The sequence below is a fragment of the Nocardiopsis sp. LDBS0036 genome (assembly GCF_041228755.1).
In the GTDB taxonomy this organism is placed as follows: domain Bacteria; phylum Actinomycetota; class Actinomycetes; order Streptosporangiales; family Streptosporangiaceae; genus Nocardiopsis; species Nocardiopsis dassonvillei.
Genome location: NZ_CP141103.1, coordinates 3,818,341 through 3,836,131 on the forward strand (window position 1 = coordinate 3,818,341; position 17,791 = coordinate 3,836,131).

The 17,791-nt window shown below is 73.0% G+C and carries 14 protein-coding genes; 5 read left to right on the top strand and 9 right to left on the bottom strand.

From position 1 onward, the window contains the following. Nucleotides 1–9 precede the first annotated feature (9 nt). Nucleotides 10–1,395, bottom strand: coding sequence for a HAMP domain-containing sensor histidine kinase (locus UIS43_RS16125; RefSeq protein ID WP_071622975.1), 1,386 nt, complete (start codon nt 1,393–1,395; stop codon nt 10–12). 4 nt (nt 1,396–1,399) lie between these two features. Beyond that, nucleotides 1,400–2,077 (bottom strand): response regulator transcription factor, encoded by a 678-nt coding sequence (locus tag UIS43_RS16130; RefSeq protein ID WP_013155509.1) that lies wholly within the window; start codon nt 2,075–2,077, stop codon nt 1,400–1,402. Nucleotides 2,078–2,897: 820 nt separating this feature from the next. On the opposite strand from UIS43_RS16130, the gene UIS43_RS16135 reads away from it, so the two are divergent. Continuing rightward, nucleotides 2,898–3,095 (top strand): DUF397 domain-containing protein, encoded by a 198-nt coding sequence (locus UIS43_RS16135; RefSeq protein ID WP_019607629.1) that lies wholly within the window; start codon nt 2,898–2,900, stop codon nt 3,093–3,095. 44 nt (nt 3,096–3,139) lie between these two features. Here the strand turns inward: UIS43_RS16135 and fxsT are convergent, their stop codons facing one another. The 6 genes from fxsT to UIS43_RS16165 all read right to left on the bottom strand — a co-directional run bounded on the left by fxsT (nt 3,140) and on the right by UIS43_RS16165 (nt 12,769). After that, nucleotides 3,140–7,669: an FxSxx-COOH system tetratricopeptide repeat protein gene (gene fxsT, locus UIS43_RS16140; RefSeq protein ID WP_370010616.1), complete on the bottom strand. Its 4,530-nt coding sequence runs from the start codon at nt 7,667–7,669 to the stop codon at nt 3,140–3,142. Further along, entirely contained in the window at nt 7,666–8,844 is a 1,179-nt protein-coding gene (locus tag UIS43_RS16145) for an AAA family ATPase (RefSeq protein ID WP_013155512.1), read from the bottom strand. The genes fxsT and UIS43_RS16145 overlap by 4 nt, the downstream gene beginning before the upstream one ends. After that, entirely contained in the window at nt 8,841–10,460 is a 1,620-nt protein-coding gene (locus tag UIS43_RS16150; protein ID WP_013155513.1) for a hypothetical protein, read from the bottom strand. Before UIS43_RS16150 ends, UIS43_RS16145 begins: the two co-directional genes overlap by 4 nt. Continuing rightward, the gene (locus UIS43_RS16155; protein WP_370010619.1) at nt 10,457–11,392 is read right to left on the bottom strand and encodes a serine protease; all 936 of its coding nucleotides are present in this window, start codon (nt 11,390–11,392) and stop codon (nt 10,457–10,459) included. Before UIS43_RS16155 ends, UIS43_RS16150 begins: the two co-directional genes overlap by 4 nt. A gap of 241 nt (nt 11,393–11,633) precedes the next feature. Beyond that, on the bottom strand, nt 11,634–12,074 hold the full coding sequence (locus tag UIS43_RS16160; protein WP_013155515.1) for a DoxX family protein: 441 nt from the start codon (nt 12,072–12,074) through the stop codon (nt 11,634–11,636). A 188-nt stretch (nt 12,075–12,262) separates the two neighbouring features. Then, nucleotides 12,263–12,769: a MarR family winged helix-turn-helix transcriptional regulator gene (locus UIS43_RS16165; protein ID WP_013155516.1), complete on the bottom strand. Its 507-nt coding sequence runs from the start codon at nt 12,767–12,769 to the stop codon at nt 12,263–12,265. A 430-nt stretch (nt 12,770–13,199) separates the two neighbouring features. Between UIS43_RS16165 and UIS43_RS16170 the strand changes: the two genes are divergently transcribed. From UIS43_RS16170 to UIS43_RS16180, 3 genes are all read left to right on the top strand, one after another. Further along, the gene (locus UIS43_RS16170; RefSeq protein ID WP_370010623.1) at nt 13,200–13,769 is read left to right on the top strand and encodes an NADAR family protein; all 570 of its coding nucleotides are present in this window, start codon (nt 13,200–13,202) and stop codon (nt 13,767–13,769) included. A 669-nt stretch (nt 13,770–14,438) separates the two neighbouring features. Beyond that, complete coding sequence (locus UIS43_RS16175; RefSeq protein ID WP_013155518.1) at nt 14,439–14,681, top strand: hypothetical protein; 243 nt, start codon at nt 14,439–14,441, stop codon at nt 14,679–14,681. A gap of 409 nt (nt 14,682–15,090) precedes the next feature. Beyond that, nucleotides 15,091–15,741 (top strand): TetR/AcrR family transcriptional regulator, encoded by a 651-nt coding sequence (locus tag UIS43_RS16180; RefSeq protein ID WP_117199598.1) that lies wholly within the window; start codon nt 15,091–15,093, stop codon nt 15,739–15,741. 110 nt (nt 15,742–15,851) lie between these two features. On the opposite strand, the gene UIS43_RS16185 is transcribed toward UIS43_RS16180, so the two are convergent. Further along, nucleotides 15,852–17,156 carry an Ig-like domain-containing protein gene (locus tag UIS43_RS16185; RefSeq protein WP_013155520.1) on the bottom strand — a complete coding sequence of 435 codons (1,305 nt, stop codon included), beginning with the start codon at nt 17,154–17,156 and terminating at the stop codon, nt 15,852–15,854. A 310-nt stretch (nt 17,157–17,466) separates the two neighbouring features. Between UIS43_RS16185 and UIS43_RS16190 the strand changes: the two genes are divergently transcribed. Further along, nucleotides 17,467–17,790, top strand: coding sequence for a multidrug efflux SMR transporter (locus tag UIS43_RS16190; RefSeq protein ID WP_013155521.1), 324 nt, complete (start codon nt 17,467–17,469; stop codon nt 17,788–17,790). The last annotated feature ends 1 nt before the right edge of the window (nt 17,791 follow it).

Sequence of the window (17,791 nt, forward strand, 5' to 3'; positions counted from 1 at the left end):
GACGAGGGCTCAGTCCGCCGACGGCAGCGTGATGGTCACGCCGAACCCGGGCCGCTCGCCGGGCAGGCCCTCGCCCAGCGCCAGTTCCCCTCCGGCCTCGCGGACCAGGTCGGAGACGATCGCCAGCCCCATGCCGGTCCCCTCGGTGTTCTGATGACGGGGAGAGCGCCAGAAGCGGTCCAGGGCCGCGCCGCGCTCCTCCTCCGGGAGCCCCTCCCCGTCGTCGAGCACGCTGATCCGCGCGGGGTCGCCCGCCGAACCCCGCACCTGCACCCGTGTCCCCCCGGACAGGCGCAGGGCGTTGCTCACCAGTTCGTCGAGGATGCTGCCCAGGCCCCCGGCCGGGGCGCAGACCCGCAGCCCGGCGGGGACGTGCACGGTCACGGTGATCCCCCGGGCCTGGCCCAGGGCGCGCCAGCGCTCCACCCGGGTCTCCAGCAGCTCGGGGACGTCCACGGCCTCGGTGCCGGTGACGCTCTCCAGGCGCGTCGCGGCCAGCAGGGAGTTGAGCATCCGGTGCATGAACGTGGTCTCGTCCACGGCCACGGCGTGCGCCTCCCTGGCCTCCTCCGAGCCGAGGTAGGGCGCGAGGTTCTCCACCGCCAGGCGCAGGCTCGCCAGGGGGTTGCGCAGCTGGTGGGAGGCGTCGGAGACGAAGGAGCGCTGACGCTCCAGGGCCCTGCGCACCACGTCGACCATCGTGTTGAAGGACTCGGTGAGGCGGCGCAGCTCCGGAGGTCCCTGCTCGGCGTCCACCCGCACGTCCAGGTCCCCCGAGGCGACGGCGGTGGTCGCGGCGTCGAGTCGGCCGATGGGGCGCAGGACCCAGCGCGACAGCGGCAGCGAGGCCGCCACCAGGAGCGCCAGGGGCACCAGGCTGAGCAGGGCGAGCCATCCCCACGAGCCGAGGATGTCGGCGCCGAGCCGGTCGGTGGGGGCGGCGACGATGACCGCCCCCGTCACCTCGCTGTCGCGGCCGATGGGCTCGGCGACCACGAGGGGGTCGGACTCCCAGGGCCAGACCGTGGTCGGAGGGGCCGGGCGCTCCCCGGCCAGGGCGATGGTGAGGGCCTCCGGCGCGGCCAGTTCCGCGAGCACGTCGCGCTGGTGAGCCGTGCTGCCGGACCCGGCGATGATCTCTCCGTCGGGGGCCACCACGACCACCGGGATGCCGTAGAGCGCCTCGTAACGGGCCATCTCCTGGAGGAGCGCCTCCGTGCGGTCGGCCTCCAGCGCGGTGCGGGCCAGGGCGGCGAAGCGGCCCGCGTCCCCGAGGCGGTCGACGTAGACCTGCTGGGTCAGCTGCTGGGCGATGACCGTCCCCAGGGGGATGACCGCCGAGGCGACCAGGACGAACGCGGCGGGGAGCAGGATGGTGAGCAGTCTGCGGAGCACGGGCTCAGGACCGGTCGAGGAGGTAGCCGACACCGCGCACGGTGCGGATCTGCACGGCCCGGCCGAGCTTGGCGCGCAGCGAGCCGATGTGGGTGTCCAGGGTCCGGGAGGAGGTCTCCCAGGCCGTGCCCCACACCTGGTCGAGGATCTGGTCGCGGGCGACCACCGACGGGGAGCGGGAGGCCAGGAGTGCGAGCAGGTCGAACTCCTTGCGGGTCAGCTGGAGTTCGGCGCCGCCGACGCTGGCCGCGCGGGAGCCGGGGTCCACGGTGAGCTCGCCGATCCTGACCGCGGGCTCCTCCTCCGCGGCCTCGGCCCGCGCGGCGCGGGTGCGGCGCAGGACCGCGTCGATGCGGGCGAGGAGTTCGGCGACGCCGAAGGGCTTGACCACGTAGTCGTCGGCTCCGGCCCGCAGGCCGCGCACACGGTCGCGCTCCTCGCTGCGGGCCGTGACGGCGATGATCGCGGTCTGCGGGCGGTCGCGGAGCTTGCGGAGCAGGTCGATGCCGTCGGCGTCGGGGAGGCCGAGGTCGAGGAGGACGACGTCGGCGGGCGGGGCGCTCAGGGCCCGTTCGGCGGTGGCGACCCTCTGGACGTCGAAGGACGCCGCCCGCAGGGCGGTCACCAGTCCGCGGGCGACCCGGTCGTCGTCCTCGACCACGAGAATGCGCATGTCCAGCATGTTAGGCAGTGTTCGCCCCGGTCACGGCACACCGCCGGGGCGCTCCCCGGCACCGGACGCTGCTCCCGGCCCCCGCGGGACGGGTCCGCCGCCCGTCGGCGGCGCGGCACGGAGTTCCGTGCGGGCGGGCCCGGCCGCCATTTCCACGGACATAAGCGGTCATAACGCCAGAGACGGAATTGCGTCCGCACCGGGGCACCCGCTTCCCCCGAAGCACACGGGGCGACTGCGGAGCGGTCCGCCCCGGGCACAACATCCTGACCCCGAGCCGCAACGGAAACGAAAAGGGATCGGAGTCACGAGCCGCCGACACCCGCCCTTTTCCCGCACGCGCTTTTCGGCGGGCCGGAGAGGGGGTAATCGCCTCTTCGCCACGCGGCCTCTCTCCGGCCGATCTTCTCACGCCCTTCCCGGTAGGCGTCCGCTCCCGCCCTCCGGGCGGAGCCGGGCCCGCAAAGCCCGCGGGCACGGGCTTTGCGCGCGCTGGCCCGGGAAGGGCCCGCGGCGGCGGCGCCCCGGCGGGCACAGCACGGTCCCGGCGCCCGCGAAACCGAAGTGGAACCGCTTCCCGGCATATCATTCGCGTCTTTTTCCGGGCCATCCGGAGAACGGCCGCGCCCGGACAACATGAACACCACTCCAGTGGGCATGTACAAGTCGGCGCCTGTGACCAACCGAATACATAACTGAACCGGAGTCGGACCCGATCGCACTTTCAGAACTGCTCGGGAAACAGGAGCGACCAATGGTGGAACTGGGAGAATCGAGGCCGCCGCGTGCGTAGCGACAACCAGCGGGGACAGAGCGGACGGGAGTGCCCGTGAGAGGGCTGGGACACGAACCCGGTCGGTGGCGGAAGTCGAGCTACAGCGGTGGCGGCAACGGCGACTGCGTCGAGGCCGTCCTGGGCGCGCCGCGGACGGTCGGCCTGCGCGACTCCACGCACCCCGACCGCGCGGCGCTCGCCCTGCCCGCGCACCAGTGGGCCGCGCTGCTCCGGCTCGCCGGGCGCCGCTGAACGCCGCGGTCGGCCCGGGGAGCGCGGCCCCGGACCGCGACCGGTCACATCTGGGCGAGGTAGATGTCGGCGTCCCCCCGCACGGTCCTGCGGAGGCTGAGCGTGGCGGGGTGGTCCGACCCCATCACCTCGCGGTAGCCGTCCTCCACGGCGACGAACTCGGCCTCGACGTCCTCGCCCTGGGCCCTGCGGTCCACGAGCAGGTTGCGGCGGGCCAGCAGGGCCAGCGGATGCGGGGCCCCCAGCGCCTCCTCGCAGCCGCGCAGCGCCTCCTCGTCCCGTTCCCGGGCACCGGCCACGTCGCCCATGAGGAAGTGGTCGTTGGCCAGGTTCACCAGGCAGGCCAGGGTGCTGGGGTGGTGGGCGCCGAGCCGGTCCAGGAACAGCTCCAGGGAGCGCTCGTCCAGCTGGCGGGCCTCGGCCGCCCTGCCCAGGCGGCGCAGGATGATCGCCCGGTTGACGTCCGCCGCGCCCACGTAGGGGTGGCGTTCGCCCAGGAGCTTGACGTAGCGCTCCCCCGTGGTCTGGGCCAGCTCCAGCGCCTCGTCGTGCTGGTTGACCGCGCTCAGGGACATGGAGTGCACCAGAGCGGCGTACATGGTCTCGTTGTCGTCCACGCCGTGCTTGACCCGGAAGCGCTGCCAGGCGCGCTCCGACAGTGCGAGCGCCTCCCGGTGGTGGCCGACGCGCCGGCGCATGACGGCCAGCGTCCGCTGGTTGCGCAGGACGCGGTTGTCGTCCTCCCCGATCAGGCCGATGGCCCGCTCGACCTGGTGGGCCTGGATCTCCTCGGCCTCCCGGTAGCGGCCCTTCTCCATCAGGGCCTCGGCGTAGCCGTTGTTGGTGCCCAGGGTGCGCGGGTGGTCCGGGCCGAAGACGGCCTCCAGCCGGGCCAGCGTGTCGCGGTACTGGTCGGCGGCCGACTCCGGGTCGCCGCTGAGCAGGAGGTTGAAGGCGCGGAAGTGGGCGGTGACCAGGGTGTGCGGGTCGTCCTCGCCGAAGAGGCGCACCCGGCGGTGGTAGGCGTCGGCCGCGGCCGTCAGCGAGTCGCGGAACCGGCCCAGGAAGCGCAGGGTGCGGATGTACTCGATCTCCGCCTCCAGGGTCTCGGAGTCCCCGGGGTTCTGCGTCTCGCGCAGGGTGCCCAGGGTGGCCTCGCACAGCGCGAGGGCCTGCTCCAGGTACCCCTGCCCGCGCATCGCCGTGGAGATCTGGATCGCCATGCCCAGGGTGGAGGGGTGGTTCTCGCCCAGTTGCAGGCGCCACCACTCGTGGGCGGTCTCGCCCAGGCGGCGGGCCTCGTCGAACTCCTGGCGCAGCACGGCGACCCGGCACATCTGCACCACCAGGTTGCGCGCCCAGGGGTCGGTGCAGTTCCACAGTTCGGAGGCCCACACGTGCGGCAGCAGCTCGGTGTAGCGCTCGGAGGCGTCCACGGCCACCACCTGGAGGTCGTTGCGGCCCAGCAGCTGGTGGGCGCAGTGGCGCATCTCCTCGCGCTCCTCGTCGCTCATCGGCGCCTGGACGGCGCGCTGCACCAGCCGGTGCAGGGAGACCGTGTTGCGCTGGTGGTCGATGTGGGCGAGGCTGTTGCGCCCGATGTCGCGGATCGCCATGCCGAGCCTGGCCGGGTCCTCCAGGGCGCCGCGCAGCTCCGCGGGGCCCTCGATGCCCCGGGCGAAGTTGAACAGCGTCCGGGGGATGGGCGCCGTCGACATGAAGGAGCAGAGCTGGAGCAGCTGGAGCGCCGCCGGGTTGGTGGTGGCCAGCCGGTCCAGGGACACGTTCCAGGCGGCGGCGACGGCCACCGGGTAGGCGCTGTCCACCGGGCGCAGGAGGTCGAGCATCTCCTGGCTCTTCTCGGCGAACTGGCGCAGGTACTCCTCGGTGGCCATCCCGCTCTCGTGCAGCCACACGGCGGCCTGGTTGAGGGCCAGCGGCAGGTCGCCCAGCTCGTGCGCCAGCTGGTCGGCCTCCTCGGTGGTCAGCGACGCGGGTCCGCGCCGTTTCAGCAGCTCGATGCTCTCCGCCCGGTCGAACTCGCGGACGGAGAGGTAGGCGTCGCCGCCCCGCACCGTCCAGCTGGAGTCCCGAGAAGTGATGATCACGTGGCCCTCGCCCCCGACAGGAAGATACTGATCCAGTTCGGACCGGGCCTGCGCGTTGTCGAAGACGAGGAGCCAGCGCGGATAGTCCACGCCCTGGCGCAGTGCCTCCAGGACGTTCTCCAGGACGTGTCCGCTGCCCGCGCCCGCGCTGTCCAGCCTGAGCCTGGACGCGAGGACGGAGAAGCTCTCCCTCAGCTGGTTGCTGTGGGCCGCGGGGATCCAGCAGATGAGGTCGTAGTCGGACGCGTACCGGTACAGGTACTCCTTGGCGAGCTCGGTCTTGCCGACCCCCGACATCCCGTTGAGGGCGGTGATGACCTGGCGCCGCCCCTTCAGGAGCTGTCCCCTCAGCGCGGAGAGGAGTTCCTCCCGGCCGGTGAAGGCGCTGTTGCGGCGCGGAACCTGGACCCAGACCGCGTTGAGCGGTCGGCCACTCATGGACGATCGGGACGTACGACCGCTGGACTGGCCGCCAGATTCTTGCATCATATCCTCATTTGACAGTTTTGTGGCCATATGAGTTTCTTTCCCCGACCGTTCAGAAAAGGGTGCTCTGTTCCGCGCCTTCCAGCCGTTGTTCCCGCCCACACGCGCAGATCCGGAAACCTTCGGTAATACTAGACCAGCGGGCGACGGCGTACCCGCCTCATGCGTTTCTTCCGCACCGCGGGTCGCACCCGTCCCGGAGATATCGGCGTATTCCCTGATGGGCGCGGCATAACGTCGGGTGAGGGCCGCGCTCTCCACCGCCGGGAGCATGGAATTCGCCCAGTGGTGGGACAGCCGCGTCCTTTTCGGGAAGTCGTCGTTCCCGCCCCGCAGCATCAGGCGCAGGGCGTCGAACCAGGGGTCCACCCGGCGCAGGCGCTCCGCCGCCAGGCCCAGCACCCGGCGGATGTCGGAGACCCGGCCGCCCAGCGACAGCAGGGCCCTCCGGACCCCCGGGCGGAAGTCCCACCCGACCGGCCCGTCCTCCTCCCCCCCGCCGCCCCCGCGCACCAGCCCGCTGAAGAAGACCTCCGTCAGCTCCGAGGGCGTGGTGCGGCCGAGCACGTCCTCGCAGACCGCCTCCACCAGACGCGGGTCCAGCGGCACGGCGGCCAGGGCCACCGCCAGGTCGAACGCCTCGGGACTGGCCAGCTGCCGGAAGCGCCGCGCCTCCCGTTCGGCGTCGAAGGCGGGTTCCCCGGCGTCCGGAGCCTCGGCGGGGGCGGGGTCCTCTCCCGCGGGGAACCGCGCGGTGTGCGCCCACAGGCGTCCGGGGCCCCTGCCCATCGCGAAGACCGCCCAGTCGCGGATCGTCCGGGGATCCAGCGTCAGCACCGGCACGAGCACCCCCGGCTCGCGCTTGTCCTCCTCCGGGTCGGTGAGGGTGCGCTCCCGCGCGTACCGGGTGTTCGCGGCGCAGGGACCGGCGGCCCGGGGCGCGGCCAGCTCCATGGGGACGGTGGCGATGGCGCCGCGCCGCCACAGGAGGGGCTGGAGCAGGTGGAGGATCGCGACCGCGCCGCGGTCCGCGGCCTCGGCGACCCAGTCCTGGAAGCCGCGGTCGCGCCAGGCGCCGCCGAGCCCGTCGGTGAGGAACAGGACCACGTGCGCGCGGCCGCCGCCGAGGCGGCCGGGGCGTCCGTGGCCGTCGCGCAGCCTGGGGACGCCGGGGCGCGCGGAGTCGAAGTACAGGGAGGCGACCTCGCGGAAGATCCCGCCGGAGCGCGCGAGCCGGACGAACTCGGCGGCCAGGCCGCGCTGGAAGGCCATGGTGACGCCGTCGTCGACGAGGAGGGTCAGGTTGACCGCCCGTTCCCGGCGCGCGCACGGCCGCGGCACCACCGGGACGCCGGCGCCCTCGCGCTCGTCCTCGGACCAGTGGAGGCTGTCCAGGAGCGAGCGCGCGTAGTTGCGCGCGGTGCCCTCCGGGTCGACGCCGTCCGGCCGCCCACGGGGTTCGGTCAGGTGGAAGGGACCCAGTGCGGCGACCAGTTCCTGGCGCCGTTCCAGGACCGGCTGGACGAACCCGGGGGGCTCCGTCGGCGACCCGCCGTCCCCCGGGTCCCGGTGCGGCCACGGGGGCGTCCCCTCACCGCTGTGCGGCGGGGCCGGGGCCCGCCCACGGGGCACGCGCCCGGCGGCGGAACCGCCCCCGCCGGCGGGGAGCCCCGGGGACCGGGCGGTCCCGGTGTCCGTGCCGGGCGCAGGGGAGGACCGCTCGGTCCCCGGCGCGTCCGTCCCCGTCCCGGCCTCCACCGGGGGCGGACCGGAACCGGCGGCCTCCCCGGGCGGCGGACCGTCGGCGGGCGGCGCCGTGAAGATCGGGCGGTCGCGGCGCGCGGCCTCGGCACGCGCCTGGAGGGCCGCCAGGTGGAGCGCGTCCGCCCACTCCGTGGGCGTGAGGCCACCCGGGGAACCGCCCGACCGGTCGCCGGAGCCCCGGGGGCGGTCGTCCCCCGGCTGGTGCGCGGGGCTCATCCCGGGGTTTCCGTGAGGCGGTGCCAGAGCAGGTCGGAGAGGTGGCGGACCTGCTCGGGCCCCGGCTCGCCCCGTCCCATGGCGCCGACCAGGTGCACGGCGTTGAGCAGCTGGTCCACGGCGAGTCCGTGGCCGTCGGCGCTCCTGCGCAGGAACTCGGTGACCAGGGTCCGCGTGCCGGTGGGCGGGTCGCCGTCGAAGTGCCCGGCCACGGCGGCCACCAGCTCGTCCTCGTCCGGCAGCCCCATCCGGACCGGGATGCAGCGGCGCAGGAAGGCGGGCGGCAGGTCCCGGTCGTCGTTGCAGGTCACCACCGTGACGGGAAAGGCCGAGCACAGGACCTCGCCGCGTTCGACCGCCGCCGTACGGCCGGGGTCGTCGGTGGCCACCCGGATCCTCCCGGCCACGTTGGCCAGTCGGCCCAGCTCGGGGACGGTGTAGCCGCCGTTCTCGAACAGGTCGAGCAGGTCGCCGGGCAGGTCGAAGTCGCCCAGGTCGAAGTCGTCGACCAGGAGCACGCGGGGCAGCCGGGTGGGCAGGAAGGCGGTGCCCAGGGGTCCCAGGGTGAGGTAGCGGCCGATCGACTCGGCGCTGCTGCGCAGGTGGGCGTCGGCCTCCGTGCCGTCGGCGCTCGCGTAGCGGCGGTCCCGGGCGCCCAGGGCCCGGTTGCGGGCGTTCTCCAGGTTGAGGTCGTGGATCTGGGTGAGGGGGTCGTAGGCGTACAGGCCGTCGCGCACGGTGCTGCGGCTGGTGACGGCCCAGCGCAGGACGCGGCCCAGGCCCAGCTCGCGGGAGATCTGGTGGGCGAGGCTGGACTTGCCGATCCCGGGCGGGCCCACCAGCAGCAGGGGGCGGCGCAGGCAGATGGCCGCGTTGACCTTGTCCAGCAGCTGGCGGCGGTGCGGCCCCAGGGGAATGGGGAAGCTCCAGGGCCGGACGGGGCCCAGGTGGCGCTCGCTCTCGGCGGCGGGGCTCCCGGCCCGCGGCCCCGGGTCGTAGAACGGGGGGTCCGCGCCGGTTTCGTCGGGGTCCGGCCCGCCGCCGTAGGTGCGCCACCGGGGAGGCGGGGGGAGCTGGGCGGCGAGGTCCAGGTGCGGGCGGGGCTGACCTGTGCCGTGGAAGATCCACCACTCCGGCGCGGAGCTGGTCGATCCGGGTTCGGCTGGTGTGGTCATGGCAGGCCCTTCGAGCCGCGCCCAAGGGGGGCTGTCGGATGCTGTGGGGGGGTCATCGGTCTGGGGGCGGGCAGAACCGGAAGGGTGTCGTGGTAGAAGACGGCGACCTCGAAGCTTTCTTCGATGTACCCGGTATCGTCCGGGGAAACGCATCCGGAACGCGATTGGTGGAGCGCCTTGGGAAGCGCTCGTATTCTTTCGGGTGGCACCATTACCTCCCGCCCCACCTTCCCCAGATTGAGCCACGGACTTGCTCCAGGACCATTGTCGGTGGAACGCCAGATCACGACCGGAACCCCGATCATGAGCGCCGACCAGACCGACATGTGGCATTCATCCAGATGGGAGGGAACGGAGAGGGCGACGATCCTGTCGTCCTGGAGCCTTTCGACCAGGGGTTCGCGGTAGGTCCGTCCGCCCCTGCGCCTCCTCTGCCCGGCCTCGTGCGCGGTGTCCAGGTGCAGGACCTCGCACGCGCTCGCGAGCCCCTCCCACCGGCGGGCGCAGGTACGCCGGGCCTGCGCGGTGTCGCCGCGCGCGGGGTCCACCAGCTCCTCCGCCCGGTAGACCACCTGGGCCCGCGCGCCGAGCCTGCGGTCGCCCTCACCGGCCTCCTGCCAGCGCTCGGCCTCCAGGCGGCGGAGCAGGTCCAGCCGTGCGACCAGCTCGACCCGCACGCCCTCGTGGTACCCCGTGCGGTGGTCCACCTCCAGCAGGGTGAGCAGGCCGCCGACGTGGGCGCCGATGCGCTCGGCCTCCATGTGCGGGGTGTGGCCGTGGCCGCAGAAGTCGGGGGCCCTGCCCCGTCTCTCGCTGAGCACCGTCCAGTACTCGACGTCGTAGCGGTCCCGGCTCCGGCCCTGGGTGACGTGCACGACGAGCCGGGCCGGCGCGCGCGTGCCGGGCGGCGCGGCCGCGCCCTCGCGCCGCCCGCCGCCCCAGAGCAGGAGCAGGTCGGCGCAGTCGCGCAGCGGGACGGCGCAGGGCAGCAGGGCGCAGAAGACCCGCAGCGGGAGTTCGACGCCCTCGGGCACGGTCATCTCGGCCAGGTCCACGAGCCGGTCCCAGGCCGTGTGCGGCGGCGCCTCGGCCGGGGCGAGCTGGTCGGTCCGGGCGGTCTCGAAGGCCTCGGCGACCAGGTCCGGGGAGTGCCCCGCCAGCTCCCGGCGGACGAGGGCGACGTCGGCGTCGGTGGTTCCCTCGGGCAGGAGGCGGTACAGCTGCTCCCACTCCTCGGCGTGGACCAGCGGCTCCGCGGCCCGGGCCGCCGCCAGCGAGCTGCGGCCGCGCTCCTCCAGGTAGAGGATCCAGCGCACGAGGCAGCCCAGGCGCACCTGCTCCCGGCACAGGCGTACCAGGTGGCGGGCGAACTCGACCGGTGAACCCTCCAGGCGCAGGTTGCGGCGGACCCGCGTCGGCAGCTGGTAGGCCAACTGCTCGCGCGCGTCCGGGAGGAGGACGCACCGGAGCGCGCAGAGGGCGTCGACCAGGTCCTCCACACCGCCGTCGGCCGGGAAAGGCCGTCCGGCGCCCTCCGGGAGGAGCCGTCCGCCCTCCGATGGCGGACGCCCTCCGATCGGGGCCTGGCCCCCCGCCGTGGCCGTCGTCTCGCTCACCCGGGCGGGCTCCCCAGGAGCGGGGCCGCGGCCTCGCGGACCCGGAGCATCCCCGCGCTCCCGTCCTCCCTCGCGTCGAGGAGGGCGAGCACCTCGTCGAGGATCCCGTACTCACCGTGGGCGAGGGCGACCAGCTGCGCGGCGAAGGAGAGCAGGTCCTGGTCGGCGCGGAGCCTGCGGCGCAGGCGGGGGTCGAGCGCGACGTACAGGTCCAGGCGCAGGTCGGGCAGGAGCAGCGTGCGCAGATCGGTCATCGCCCTGGCGGTACGCGTGAGCGCCTCCCGTTCGCCGTTCGCCGCCGCGCCCGCGGCGGTCCGCTCGGTCGGCCACACCCGGGGGATCGCCTCCATCGGAATCATCCAGCCCGCCCTGCCGCTGCCGGTCGCCTCGCAGAGCAGACCGAGGAGGGCGTTCCCCCTCTCCTCTCGGACGCCGCTGCCGCTGAAGCCGGGCAGGACGGTGAACCCCGCGCGGGAGTCGACGTCGATCTGGACGTAGCCGAAGCGGCTGCCCCCGGTACCGGTGGCCCGGCCGGTCACCCACAGGCCGGTCTCGGCGCGGGGGAAGCCGAGGACGCGGACCCGGTCGCCGACGCGGTACCGGGCGGGGACGGCGGGAGGGACCGGGGCGGGCTGGTCCAGGCGCAGCACCGCCGCGTCCCAGGGCGCGGCCTCCTCCCACCACCAGCCGTCGGCGACGACCGTGGCGGCGGCCTCCCAGCCGGGGAGGCCGCGCGGAGCGTCCAGGCGTACGGCGGCGCCGGGTCCGGCGGGGACGCCGGACCCGGCGAGGGCCTCGCGGACGACGTGCGCGCAGGTGATCGCGTATCCGGATGCGACCAGTACCGCGGCTCCGTGCAGGGCCGTGCCGCCGCGGTCGGTGACGCGCAACTGCCAGTCGGGGGCGAGGGGGCGGGGGGCCAGGTGGGACACGGCGCTCCCGTTCGGCGGGCGGGGCACACGGGACGGGCCCGAACGCGCGGTCCCGCTCAGTGTTTCGGGTGCACCGAATTCTACCTGTCGTTCATGAAAATGTGTTGTCGTGAAGGAGAGCGAAAGATTTGAGTGTTTTTCTTGAGGTATAGGTGAATTTAGATAAACAAGTTAAGAAAAGGGGGTTATGTGCGGTACCCGGGCCGTCCGCCTCCGGCGACGGACGGCCCGGACGCGCTGGTCAGGAGGCCGGTACCGGTTCAGGGGTCCGACGGCGGGGGCGACCCCACGGCATGAGGCGGTCCACGGAGAGGCGGCCGCCCGTGAACCCGAGGGCCAGGGCGACGGCGCCGAGGACGAGCACGAACTCGAAGCCGCCGACCAGCGGGTCGCCGACGTGGGCGAAGAAGTAGGCGCCGGCCATCATGAAGGCCAGGAGGATCCCGGCCAGGGGCAGGGCGAACCCGACGATGAGGGCCAGCCCGGCGCCCACCTCGATGCTCGCCCCCAGGAGGGCGGCGAACTGCGGGAAGGGGATCCCCATGGACGCGAAGCCCTGGGCGGTGCCGTCGAGGTCGGACATCTTCGGCCAACCGTGCGCGATGAAGACGACGCCGACCACGACTCTGGCGAGCAGCGCGACGACGTCCCCCACGCGGGACATGAGCGGATTCTCGGTCATAGCGGTTCCTGTTCCTGTGAGCGGGTAACCCAGGAGGAGGTCGTGGCCTCGCACCGTTGCTTGAGACTACAACCTTTTCCTGGGAAAGCAGATGATAGTACGCATCCACCCGGACACATAGAGTGCCAACGAGGGATATTTCTCCCCCATGGCGTCCGCCCTGGTGAGAGCCGACAACAGAACGCGGCTCAGTCCCGGCGCACCGTACCGGTCGGCCCCGTGTACCGCGGCTCCTCGCCCCCGGGGTCGAGCACGCCGAGCATGGACTCCGCGATCCCCCGCAGCTGCTTGACCTGGTCGCCGGTGAGCGCGTCGAAGAGCACGCGCCGGACCTCGTGCACGTGGCCCGGCGCCGCCTCGCGCAGCACGGCCGCCCCCTCCGGGGTGAGCTCGGCCAGGGTGGTGCGCCGGTCTCCCGGGCGCTTGGACCTGCGGACCAGGCCGTCCGCCTCCAGGCGGGCGACCGCGTGCGAGAGGCGGCTGGGCGAGGAGCGCAGCCGCCTGGCCAGCTCGGTCATCGTCATCACGCGCTCGGGCGCCTCGGACAGCTTCACCAGGATCTGGTAGTAGGCGTGGGACATGCCGGAGTCCTGTCTGAGCTGCCGGTCCAGCGCCCCGTCCAGCAGGTGGACGGCGGCCAGGAAGGCCCGCCACGTCTGCTGTTCGTCCTCGTCGAGCCACCGCGTCTCGGCCATCGGGCCCGTGCCCCCAGGGGTAACTTGAGAGTTCAACTGTGTTCTGGTCAAATATCCATCTTCCAGGCATAGGAGAGCGGCCACGGCACAGCGGCCGAGGCGCGTCCCGACCCCGTGCCTCAGCCGCGGGGCGTCGCCGCCGGCGGACGACACCGGGTGGACCCGCCAGCCGGTCGACCGGTCCTGCGGCCTCACCCGCCCGAGTGCGGTCCTCCGGTGTCTGCGCACTCGAAGGACGCTCCGTCCACCGTCGGCGCCACGGCGGACGGGGGCCCTCTGACCTAAGGCTCCTGGGGTTTCCCGCAACGCTACTACGGAGTCACATACGCCGCCCCGGGTACGCACCGCCCTCGTTCGAGGCCCCCGTACCGGGCCGCCGCACGCCCGCCCGGCGCCGCGCGTGTCGGTACCGCTTGGGACACTCTCCCCCATGACGGACACACGCGATCCCGCGGACGCGCGCACGGTCGAGGAGCTGGTGGCCTCGGCGGGCGGAGCCGAGTACCTGTGCTTCTGGGGCCACCAGCCGCCCGCCTCCGGAGGCGTGTCGGCGAGCTGCCTGTCGCAGTGGTGGCCCGCCGACTTCACGGTGGAGGGGGTCGGCTACCGCACCGTGGAGCACTACATGATGGCCGCCAAGGCCCGCCTGTTCGGCGACGCCGAGGCCGAGGAGCGGATCCTCGCGGCGGGCCACCCCCGGGACGCCAAGGTGATCGGCCGCCAGGTGCGCGGCTTCGACGAGCGCGAGTGGGAGGCGGCCCGCTTCGGGATCGTGGTCGAGGGCGGCCTCGGCAAGTTCGGCCAGAACCCGGAGCTGCGCGAGTTCCTGCTCGGCACCGGCGGACGGGTGCTGGTGGAGGCCAGCCCCCGCGACCGGGTGTGGGGCATCGGACTGGGCGCCGAGAACGACGACGCGCGGGTCCCCGAGCGCTGGCGGGGCCTCAATCTGCTGGGGTTCGCCCTGATGGAGACCCGGGCCCGCCTGGCCGCGGCCCGGTGACGCCGGGTCCGGCCTCCGCCGGACCCGCGCGGCCGGGATCGCCGCGGTCGGACCCACGAGCGGACGGGACCCGGGGCACGGGTTCGCGCTCACCACGGGCGGGAGCCGCGGGACCGGCGCCACCGCCGCGCCGCGGCTGACCCGTGAGGGCGCCGACGTCGCCCACCCGGCCGGTCCGGGCGGCCGGTTCGTCACGGGCACAAGCGTGAACGGTGGGCTCAATGCCTGAACCCGGGCCGGGGCGCGCCGGAGCCGCGTGCGTTCCGGCCCTTCGGGCTCCCGCCACCTCCGCTGGCGCGTCAAAAAAGACGTATCGTGCGTGGTGTGTAGTTATCGTGTGCTTTTTCCGAATCGCATCCCGCGATCACCGTCGGATCACCCGGATTTCATCCGCCGTATCCGCGGTTACGGCTCCGGTGTGCTCACGACAGGAGTAGAGTCCACAACGCGGACAGCATGGTGCTTCCGGCACCGCACCCGTTCTTTGGGGCACTCCGGGTCTCGGCGTTCCCGCCGCCACCCGTCAGACGCTCGCGCGGCCCGACCACGTACGCCCGCCGCACGCTCCGGGAGACCGGTTCACCCACGCGCACCCGCCGGTGCCGCGCGCGGTCCGGGAACGCACCGTCCTTCTTCCATCCAGGACGAACCACACTCCAGGGACTTCCCATGGCCTATTACCGCATCCAGTTGCGCGACGGCTCCAACCACACGCTCCAGGCGGTGCGCATGCGCACCGACGCACGCAGCCTCTACCTGGAGGAGCGCACCGCCGGGGCGTGGACCGAGGTGTTCTCGAACCCGATCACGGAGGTGGAGCGCGTCCAGCGCCGCTTCACCGAGAACGACGGCACGTGGACCTGGCTCAGCGAGCGCCTGCCCGCCCCCGTCGGCGGGGTCCGCGCCTGGTGAGGCCCCGGCCGGGCGGAGGGATCCGCCCGGCCCCGGGCCCGCCGCGGAGCGGTCGATGGCGCCCCCGGGGGATGGCGGTCCCGCCCGAACTCCGCAGGCGTCCCGGCCCTCCGCTTCCCGTTCCCTGTCGGGTCCTTCCGCTGACGTGCCCTGAACAGGCGCCCACTCCCGGTACGGCGCGCACGGGGGCCGCGCACGAGCCCACCGGCGGAAGCCGGGCGCCGCGGGTGTGAGGGTCCGAAGCCGTGGTCCCCCGGTCCCGTGGCGCACGCCCCCTGGACCGAAACCCCTCTTACTTAACATTCATTAAGGAGGAGGGAGGGGAAAGCTGGATACCGTGGACGGCGGGTCCCCGCCCCCCGCATGGGCCCGGAGTACCCGACGGGGTACAGGAAGTGGAGAGACCAGGATGAGCGAGACGACCCCGGCGCCGGACACCCGCGCCTCCTCCGGCTCCGAGGCGCCAGCGCCGCGGAGGCGGGTGAACCGGCGCGAGCAGATCCTGCGCACGGCGGCCGACGTGTTCGCCTCGCAGGGCTTCCACAACACCTCGCTGGCCGACATCGCGGCGACGCTCAACATCACCCCGGCGGGGGTCCTGCACCACTTCGGCTCCAAGACCGACCTGCTCACCGCGGTCCTGGAGCTGCGCGACGACACCGACCCGGCGCCGGAGGGCAGCCGGATGCTGGACCACCTGGTGTCGACCGCCGAGCGCAACGCCGAGCGGCCGGGGACCACGCAGCTGTACGCGGTGCTGTCGGCGGAGAGCGCCACCGACGGGCACCCGGCGCAGGACTGGTTCCGGGACCGCTACACCGTGCTGCGCGGGGAGATCGGGAACGCCGTGCTGGACCGGCTCGGGCCGGGGCACCGGGAGGCCGCGGACACCCCGGGGCCGGACGGGCACACCCCGGCGGAGGCCGCGGCGTCGGCGGTCATCGCCGTGATGGACGGGCTCCAGGTGCAGTGGCTCCTCGACCCGGGTGCCGTGGACATGGCCGCCGTCACCGAGCTGGTGATCGACTCCGTGGTGGCCCGGCTGTCCCGGCAGGACTGACCGGGCGGGCGCCCGGCGCGGGAAGGCCGTCTCCCGCGGGGACCGCGGAACGCCGAAGGGGCGCCCGGAACCGCGCGGTTCCGGGCGCCCCTTCGGCGTTGGGCGGGCGGTTACTGCTCGCCGTGGACGGAGCCGGGGGTGCCCGAACCGTCGGTCACCTGCGGCTCGCCGGTCGCGCTCTCGGCCAGCCACTCGTCCCAGGACATCTGCCAGAAGCCCCAGCCGTTGTTCCACTCCAGCTCGCGGTCGGTACCGGTGGTCTCCAGGACGTCGCCCATGAGGGTGTTCTCGAAGATCCAGCGGGCGTCGTCCATGCGCAGGTTGGTGCAGCCGTTGGAGGTGTTGGCGCTGCCGATGTTGCCGTTGTAGGAGGCCTCGTGCAGGAACTCGCCGCTGTCACTGGTGCGGACCGCGTACTGCACGTCCACGTTGTAGGCGCCGGGGGTGCCCTCGGGGATGCCCACGGTGGAGGAGTCCATGGTCATCTGCTCGTAGCGCTGCATGAGCACGTGGGTGCCGGAGGTCGTGGTGTCGAAGCGGCGGCTGGCCTTGCCGTTGCTCACCTCGATGGTGCGGTCGTGCTCACCGTCGATGTTGACGACCAGCTCGTGGTCGGGCACGTGCATGGTCATGATCAGCTCGCGGCCGACCTCGAAGTCGATGCGGTGGTTCTCCACGCCGTAGACGCCCTCGGAGGCCTCGACGCCGGCGAGGCGCAGGTCGACGCTCACGGACTGGTGGGGCTCCCAGTACTCCTCGGGCCGGAACACGGCCATCGTGTCGGTCTCCCAGTTCCAGGCGCCCTGGACGCCCTGCTCGGAGATGACCTCCATGGAGTTCTCGACCTGCGCCTTGTTGGTCACCGGCAGGTCGAAGTTGATGACGATCGGCATGCCCACGCCGACGGTGTCACCGGAGACGGGCCAGTTGGAGGCCAGTTCCAGGCGCTGTCCGGCGACCGCCTCCAGGGTGGTGAACTCCTGGACGACCTCGGTCTCCTCACCGGCGTCGTTCTCGGCGGTCGCGGTGACCACGACCTCCGCGCCGGGGCGCAGGTTCCAGTCGCTGACCCACTCGGTCGCGTCACCGTTGAGGGTGCCGGTCATGGCGTAGAGGTCGGCCTCCTGCGCCTCGCCCTCGCCCTCCGCCGCGGCCTCGGTGGCGACGACCTGCTCCACCTGGACGTCCGTGATGACACCGCTCTCCGCGGTGACCCGGATGGGGGAGTTGGGCGCGACCTCCTCGGCACCGTTCTCGGGAGTGATCACCAGCTCCGCGGGATCGGCGCTGGCCGCGTCGGTACCGCCGCCCTGGGTTTCGGCCTCACCCGACGTGCAGGCCGTGGCGGCCAGCGCCAGCGCTGCCAGTCCGATACCGAAACGACGCGCCACCGCCGGAGGTGTCTTGCCCGTCACGTCTGGTTACCTCCATGTCATGCCTGAAACGCCATCCACGCAAGTAAGACGCACACCCACCGAAAAGGTTCTGAAATCTCATGCATCGGTATAGAGCGGTTATCTGGGGCGTGGGACGTGGGGGACGCCGGAACCGAAGACGATACACCCCGGGGGTACACCTCGATTCCCTACGGGTATGAGGTTACGGCCACCCGTAACTCGCCTTGGACGCCGGGTTGGCCCTGCGCCTAGAATCTTGTCCGAACGCTCAGGTTTCTTCTCCGGAGGAACCTGGTCAAACGCTCAGTTCTCCGTCGGGAGGAACGCCGTGCCGTGGCTCTGGCTGGCCGGAGCGATCATCGCCGAGGTGATCGCCACCACCTCGCTCAAGCTCTCCGAGGGCTTCAGCCGACCGCTGCCCTCGGTCGTCGTGGTGGTCGGTTACGTCGGGGCCTTCCTCATGCTCAGCCAGTCCCTCACCCGGGGCATCAACCTCGGCGTGGCCTACGGCGTGTGGGCGGCCGTGGGCATCGCGCTGGTCGCGGTGATCGGCACACTGCTCTTCGGCGAGTCGCTCACCTGGGTCCAGATCGGCGGAATCGCGCTGATCATCGCGGGGGTCATGGCCCTGGAACTGGGCGGGCGGCACTGAA

Excerpts from the sequence above, each read along its gene's own strand:
- UIS43_RS16165 (WP_013155516.1), bottom strand. The coding sequence starts at position 12,769 with ATGGCCGAGACGCGGTGGCTCGACGAGGACGAACAGCAGACGTGGCGG.
- UIS43_RS16175 (WP_013155518.1), top strand. The coding sequence starts at position 14,439 with ATGGCCTATTACCGCATCCAGTTGCGCGACGGCTCCAACCACACGCTC.
- UIS43_RS16170 (WP_370010623.1), top strand. The coding sequence starts at position 13,200 with ATGACGGACACACGCGATCCCGCGGACGCGCGCACGGTCGAGGAGCTG.
- fxsT (WP_370010616.1), bottom strand. The coding sequence starts at position 7,669 with ATGAGCCCCGCGCACCAGCCGGGGGACGACCGCCCCCGGGGCTCCGGC.
- UIS43_RS16180 (WP_117199598.1), top strand. The coding sequence starts at position 15,091 with ATGAGCGAGACGACCCCGGCGCCGGACACCCGCGCCTCCTCCGGCTCC.
- UIS43_RS16145 (WP_013155512.1), bottom strand. The coding sequence starts at position 8,844 with ATGACCACACCAGCCGAACCCGGATCGACCAGCTCCGCGCCGGAGTGG.
- UIS43_RS16130 (WP_013155509.1), bottom strand. The coding sequence starts at position 2,077 with ATGCTGGACATGCGCATTCTCGTGGTCGAGGACGACGACCGGGTCGCC.
- UIS43_RS16160 (WP_013155515.1), bottom strand. The coding sequence starts at position 12,074 with ATGACCGAGAATCCGCTCATGTCCCGCGTGGGGGACGTCGTCGCGCTG.